This window comes from Candidatus Bandiella numerosa (assembly GCF_021811875.1).
Lineage (GTDB): Bacteria > Pseudomonadota > Alphaproteobacteria > Rickettsiales > Midichloriaceae > Aquirickettsia > Aquirickettsia numerosa_A.
The window spans coordinates 1-6,414 of record NZ_JAJBJD010000051.1 but is presented as its reverse complement, the minus strand read 5'-3'; the positions used below and the strand labels follow the sequence as shown (position 1 = coordinate 6,414).

The following is a 6,414-nucleotide window of genomic DNA, read 5'->3' as shown; positions in this document are numbered from 1 at the left end:
CTTACTCTTCTCTATACGTTCTTCTGCTTCTCTTACTAAAAATGACATTTTGCCTCCTCTTTCGTATGTACTTATCTTTTCATTCTATCATATATGTTTCTTTCTGCCTATTATGCAATGGTCTTTACAATTAAATCCAAGATGCAAATTTCTTATACTTTGGATTATTTAGACAATTTATTTAAATATTCTCCTGAAAAAACCATGGAAGAAAATACCATGGGAGAAAGTAAAGTTCCGCTACTTTTATTATCTGCTAAAAATTCACAAAAATTAGAAACGCACTATTTTTCATCTACAGTTGATAAAGATATGTTATTATCAGAGGTTATTAAATCTTGCATAGCAGATAAATTGCATTTTCCACCGCATGAATTAAATAAACAAGGTTATCTTGATCATTCTTTTATATCTAAATCTTCTTTAGGGGAAAGCTTGTCATATATTACCAAAACCCAAAATTTAACTGATCACTCACTTTTAGTTGTTAACATAGGTTTTGATAATTTAAACATTAAGGATTATTTAAAAACAGAGGCTACAAATGATAAAATCAGCGCTACTGCTCTTTTAGATATAAAAATGTCTTCAGATGTTGATATGAACATTAATGCGAATAGATTTCTAAAAGGTAATTTTTGGAACATAGTTGTCACTCAAGAAAACGGCATACTAAAAGAAGTACATAAATTTGACAATATTTTAGACGATGCAAAAATAGAAAACATTATTAAAAATTCAAAAATCTGTAGCAATATATGGGACGAATGCAAACCTTTTTATGAAGGAATTGATGAATTGATAAGTCCTGGTTTATTAAACAATTCCTCTCTTATAAGTGAATTAGATGCACTTATAAAAGAATTAGATAATTATACCTCATAAATCATGTTTATTCTTGACCAAAACGACTATTTGGAATAGGCTGTTCCTTGCTCTGGCCGAGTAGCAAAGTGGTAATGCAGCGGATTGCAAATCCGCTATGAGCCAGTTCGATTCTGGCCTCGGCCTCATAATTTATGGTTGAAAAGATTGGTGAAAATAACCCATATAAAGTCCAGGCAAATTTTTGATAGTAGAGGTGATCCCACTGTTGAAACAGATTTAGTTGTAAATAATAATTTTATTGGGCGAGCAGCAGTTCCTAGCGGAGCATCAAAAGGTATCTATGAAGCAATAGAATTAAGAGATAAGTCTCCAAATTATAATGGCAAAGGTGTTTTGGATGCCGTTAGTAAGATTAATAATGAGATAAAAGCCAAGTTGCTAAATATGCACTTTAACTCACAAGAGGCTTTAGATAATTTCTTAATTGAGCTAGATGGGACAATCAATAAATCCAAACTTGGAGCTAATACTATTTTATCGATCTCAATAGCATTTGCAAAAGCAAGAGCTAATTTTGAAAATAAACAACTATTTCAAACTATAAATAACGCTAAATCCTTTTCTCTACCCAAGCCAATGTTAAATATCATTAATGGCGGTGCGCATGCTGATAATGGATTGGATATTCAAGAGTTTATGATAGTACCAATAAAACACACAAGTATCAGCGAAAATTTAAAAATTGCCTGCGAAATCTTTCACTCACTAAAAAAAATTTTAAAAAACAATTCTTTTAGAGTTAACACTGGTGATGAAGGTGGGTTTGCTCCAAATATTAAAACCACAAATCAAGCATTAGACATTATTTCTCAGGCCGTAGGGCTAGCTGGCTACAAACTTGGAGAAGAAGTATGCTTAGCCTTAGATATAGCTGCAAATGAACTATATAAGAATGGTAAATATTATTTCAGGGGGGAAAACTCCGTATTTACTAATTTTGAATTGTTGAAATTTTATGAAAATTTATGCAGTAGTTACCCAATTATTTCAATTGAAGATCCATTTTTCGAAAAAGATATAGAAGGATGGAAACTATTAAATGAGAAATTAGGGGGAAAAATTAATATTGTAGGAGATGATTTATTTGTAACAAATCCTGCTAAATTACAAGCAGGAATTGATAATAAATTGGCTAATTCAATATTAATTAAAATGAATCAAATTGGAACATTGACAGAAACATTGCAAAGTATTGAACTTGCGAAAAATAATAATTTTGTCCATATTATATCGCATAGATCAGGAGAAACCGAAGATACTACAATTGCACATATTGCAGTTGCAACAAATAGCCCGTTTATTAAAACAGGTTCAATTTCAAGAACCGATAGGGTTTGCAAATACAATGAATTAATTAGAATTGAAGAATTAATTGCTTAAACTATGTTTCTGAACTTTACTATTGAAAGAAAAAATTTTTCACCTACAATCATCCTTATATTTATGTTTAAGCGCAATCAATGGAATTAGCAAATAAAATTTTTAGTAGATTTTTCGGCAAAAAAGTAGGTGAGGATGAATTTGGCAATATATTTTATGAATCAAAAAAACTATCTAGGTATTTTGGAAGATATATGCGCTGGGTCTCGTATAATGGAATACCAGAACCAACTAAAGTGAGTGCTGAGTGGTATAGTTGGTTACATCATCAAGAAAATAAGGCTCCTTTAGGCGAGGAATCAATAAAACATAAATTGGGAAAAAGCAGAAATTTGAATTTGACTGGCTCTAAATTTTCTTATTTTCCTCCAGGTCATTTTTTGTCAAAAAGTAAGACAAAGCCAAAATCGACTGGTGACTATACCGCATGGGTACCTAAATAATTTATAAATTAGCAATGTAGTTTTTATGAAAAACGTTTTTGAAATTATAGTTGGTTTTTTGGTTATCTTTATAGCTGTAATTTTTAGTTATTTTGTCTATCAGACATCTGAACAAAAATTAGATAAACACAATCAATATGTGATAAATGCCAATTTTGACAATGCAGATGGTATCAAAGTTGGCAGTGAGGTTAAAATTAGTGGGGTGGTAATTGGAAAAGTCATATCGCAAATTTTGGATTATGATACGTATTCAGCTCAGGTCAAATTTCTCTTAGATGAAAAAATAAAATTACCTGAAGACAGTTCTGCCCAAATAGTAAGTTCAAATATCTTAGGTGATAAATATATATCAATCACACCTGGTACTGAAGAGAAAGTATTAGTAGATGAGGACACAATTGAGTTTACCCAGTCTTCTATAAACCTAGAAGGAATGATAAGTAAATTTATATTTGGTCTTAAGGACAGTAATAATTCTAACAATTCTAGTCAAATGGATGATAACAGTTTTTTAAGTAAAAATAAATCAGATGAGCAAAATTCAGACGAACAAAATTATATCTTTAATGATTCAGGCACAAAAAATTCAATCGGTTAGAGTAGTATTTTGCATAGTTTTAGTTTTTCTATTTAGCTTGATAGCTGTTGCAGCAGCCGACCAACAAGAAAAATTGGATTCTCCATTTAGCGTTCTTGAAGAAGATATTTATAAATCAAATAACAGTGAAATTGATATAATAAATCAGCCTATAATTGAGGGGAAATTAGAACGATGTGACTCCGCAAAGATTAGATTGTTGAACTATAATACTGGTAAAAATAGCTATGTAACAATAGTAGTGAATGAAGAATATAAATTTAATGAAGAAACCATTATTGCACTAAGAGAGTGTAAAAAAGATTCTAAAGATATATTAAATCCATTAAATTTTGCTTTTATTGAAATTAAAAATACTGATAAAGTACTTTTCGGAGGGTGGATTTTTTCAAAAAACACTTCTATTTCTTTACCAAAAATTGATGATCAATACGTTTATCTGAGTAACTGTAATTGTAAAAAAAAACTCAAATAGCGAAGAGGAGTCCCCATAATCTTTTTCTTCTTACTGCAGAAAAAACAGAACTTGCAGAATTATTCTAACTTTTAAAACTTTTCCTAAGTTCACTAACTTTCAGTTTATAATTGCTCCCAGCAAATATATAATTCCCAGCAATTGCAAGATTTGCACCGTTTTTAGCACATTTTTTCAATGTCTCTGGGTTAATTCCACCATCAACGCCTATATCAATATTCGATGCATTATTAGTCATCAAATTGATATTGTGAATTTTTTTTAATTGGCTGCTTAAAAATTTCTGACCTCCAAAGCCCGGATTAACTGTCATTATAAGTATCTCATCAAGCTTCTTGTGTATATATTGTAACACAGATTCTGGGGTAGAAGGAATAATAGAAATACCAACTTTCACTCCTTTATTTTTAATATAATCAATCAACCGATCACAGTGAATTACTGCTTCTTGATGAAAAATTATCGTATCACTTCCAGCTTTAATAAATTCATCAACATATTTTTCTGGATTACTAATCATCAAGTGAGTTTTTAGTGGAATTCGACTTTCTTTTTTTATAGCTTTAACAATACCTGTTCCAAAACTTATATTAGGCACAAAATGACCATCCATTATATCTAAATGAATTGAATCTGCTCCAGAGTCAGAAATATTCTTTATTTCCTCCCTAAGAATCGCAAAATTAGCAGCGAGAATTGAGGCAGATATTTTATTTTTTTTCATATTGCTATTTGATATACTTTGCGCTTGGTCATTTTTTACCATATATTGATGGAATATTAGCATAGTTTTTAATTTTTCATAGATAAATATGAATAACAGTTGGCTGTACAGTATTCAGAATGTCACAGAATTAACAGCAATTGCATGTTATGATTGGATTGGTAAAGGTGATAATGTTTCTGCCGATAAAGTAGCAGTCGACGTTATGAGACAGGAGTTAAATAAATTACCCATGAATGGTAAAGTTGCAATAGGTGAAGGCGAAAGGGATAAGGCCCCAATGTTATATATTGGAGAAGAATTGGGTAAAGGTGGAGAAAGTATTGATATTGCAGTTGATCCTCTTGAAGGTACTACTATATGCGCAAGGGCAGATTATGGTTCAATGGCGGTTATTGCAATAAGTTCTAAAAACTCATTTTTGTATGCGCCAGATTTATATATGCAAAAAATAGCAATAAGTGCGAAATATCCCAAAAATATTATTGATATCAACTTTAGTGCCAAAGAAAATGTACTAAATTTAGCAAAATACAAAAAGTGCAATCCTAGTGAAATAATAATAATGATGCTAGATAGGGAGAGACACAAAAGCATAATTGAAGAAATCAGAACAGTTGGAGCAAAAATTAGGTTAATTAGTGACGGTGATATTTCTGCTGTTATAGCTGCAGCTATTCCTGATAATGATGTTGATATATATATTGGGACAGGTGGTGCTCCTGAGGGCGTTTTAGCGGCTTCAGCATTAAGGTGTGTTGGAGGTAGAATGCAAGGGAGATTGGTATTTAAAAATAATCAGCAAATTCTTAGAGCTAAAGCAATGGGAATTACTGATATAAATAAAATTTATGAAATAGAAGATTTAGTAAAAAAGGATGTTATTTTTGCTGCAACTGGTGTTACAGATGGATTATTAGTTAATGGTGTGCAGAAATATTACGATAAATTTACAACTGAAACTTTGCTATTAAGTTCGGCTCAAAAAATGTCTTATAAAGTTAAAACAACAAGGTATTAATTTTTTATGATAGAAGTTGATGATATAGGAATAATAATTTCTGCAAAACCATTTCAGGAAAATTTTTTAATTGTAAAATGTTTTTCAGAGAATAATGGTATTATTTCAGGGTTAATGAGAATAAACAAAAAGAAGAATGAGAATATACCAGGAAATATAGTTTTATTTAACTGGAGAAGTAGGCTTAATGAACAATTAGGGTATTTAAAGATTGAGCTTTTGCATTCAATTTTTTCAGAAATTATGTTTGAAAGTAGCAAAATATCTATATTAAACTCAACATTATCAATGATAAAAGCCGCTTTAAAAGATGGTGATGTAAATAAAACAACTTTTATTGAAACAAAAAATTTATTACATACTATCTGCTCTAGCGATAACTCTAATGAAAATTATAAGGCATATATTAATTTTGAAGCTAGATTATTAAATTGCTCTGGTTATGCGTTGGATTGGTCAAAATGTGCAGTAACTAATTCTGTAGATAATCTAAAATATATTTCACCAAAAACTGGTAATGTTGTTACTGAAGATGTTGGTGCAAAATATAAGGATAGATTATTCATACTACCAAAATTTTTTGTTGATAATAATGTAAAAATTTGCAAGCAAGATATAATTTCAGCGTTAAATCTTATCGGATATTTTATAGAAAAATTTATTTTTATGCCAAATTACATTAAACATCCAGAGGCCAGGTTGTCTTTGATACAAAATATAGAAAAAGCTTAAATTCAAGAATTTTTGCCTAAAAACAGGCACAGTCAAGTTAAAAATAGAATAAAATTCTGATATTGAATAAAAGATTATAAAATTGTAGGATTTAAAAAAATAAATATCAAAAAAGATGAAGGGCACACCAAACAGACATAGATATCCAAT

At 30.1% G+C, this 6,414-nt stretch carries 8 protein-coding genes and 1 tRNA gene; 8 read left to right on the top strand and 1 reads right to left on the bottom strand.

Going from position 1 to position 6,414, the window contains the following annotated elements:
* Positions 1–159 precede the first annotated feature (159 nt).
* The 6 genes from L8D11_RS02775 to L8D11_RS02750 all read left to right on the top strand — a co-directional run bounded on the left by L8D11_RS02775 (position 160) and on the right by L8D11_RS02750 (position 3,787).
* Entirely contained in the window at positions 160–885 is a 726-nt protein-coding gene (locus L8D11_RS02775) for a hypothetical protein (protein ID WP_236870152.1), read from the top strand.
* A 54-nt stretch (positions 886–939) separates the two neighbouring features.
* Positions 940–1,011, top strand: a tRNA-Cys gene (locus tag L8D11_RS02770).
* A 21-nt stretch (positions 1,012–1,032) separates the two neighbouring features.
* Positions 1,033–2,268 carry a phosphopyruvate hydratase gene (eno, locus tag L8D11_RS02765; RefSeq protein WP_236870151.1) on the top strand — a complete coding sequence of 412 codons (1,236 nt, stop codon included), beginning with the start codon at positions 1,033–1,035 and terminating at the stop codon, positions 2,266–2,268.
* 80 nt (positions 2,269–2,348) lie between these two features.
* The gene (locus L8D11_RS02760; protein ID WP_236870150.1) at positions 2,349–2,711 is read left to right on the top strand and encodes an NADH-ubiquinone oxidoreductase subunit NDUFA12 family protein; all 363 of its coding nucleotides are present in this window, start codon (positions 2,349–2,351) and stop codon (positions 2,709–2,711) included.
* Positions 2,712–2,736: 25 nt separating this feature from the next.
* Entirely contained in the window at positions 2,737–3,312 is a 576-nt protein-coding gene (gene mlaD, locus L8D11_RS02755; RefSeq protein ID WP_236870149.1) for an outer membrane lipid asymmetry maintenance protein MlaD, read from the top strand.
* Entirely contained in the window at positions 3,281–3,787 is a 507-nt protein-coding gene (locus L8D11_RS02750) for a DUF2155 domain-containing protein (protein WP_236870148.1), read from the top strand. Before mlaD ends, L8D11_RS02750 begins: the two co-directional genes overlap by 32 nt.
* Positions 3,788–3,851: 64 nt before the next feature.
* Here L8D11_RS02750 and rpe read toward each other — a convergent pair whose 3' ends face one another.
* A complete protein-coding gene (gene rpe, locus L8D11_RS02745; RefSeq protein WP_236870147.1) occupies positions 3,852–4,553 on the bottom strand; it encodes a ribulose-phosphate 3-epimerase in 702 nt (233 codons plus the stop codon).
* Between the two features lie 46 nt (positions 4,554–4,599).
* Between rpe and glpX the strand changes: the two genes are divergently transcribed.
* Both glpX and recO read left to right on the top strand, forming a co-directional pair.
* Entirely contained in the window at positions 4,600–5,532 is a 933-nt protein-coding gene (glpX, locus tag L8D11_RS02740) for a class II fructose-bisphosphatase (RefSeq protein ID WP_236870146.1), read from the top strand.
* Positions 5,533–5,538: 6 nt separating this feature from the next.
* Positions 5,539–6,264 carry a DNA repair protein RecO gene (gene recO, locus L8D11_RS02735; protein ID WP_236870145.1) on the top strand — a complete coding sequence of 242 codons (726 nt, stop codon included), beginning with the start codon at positions 5,539–5,541 and terminating at the stop codon, positions 6,262–6,264.
* Positions 6,265–6,414 lie beyond the last annotated feature (150 nt).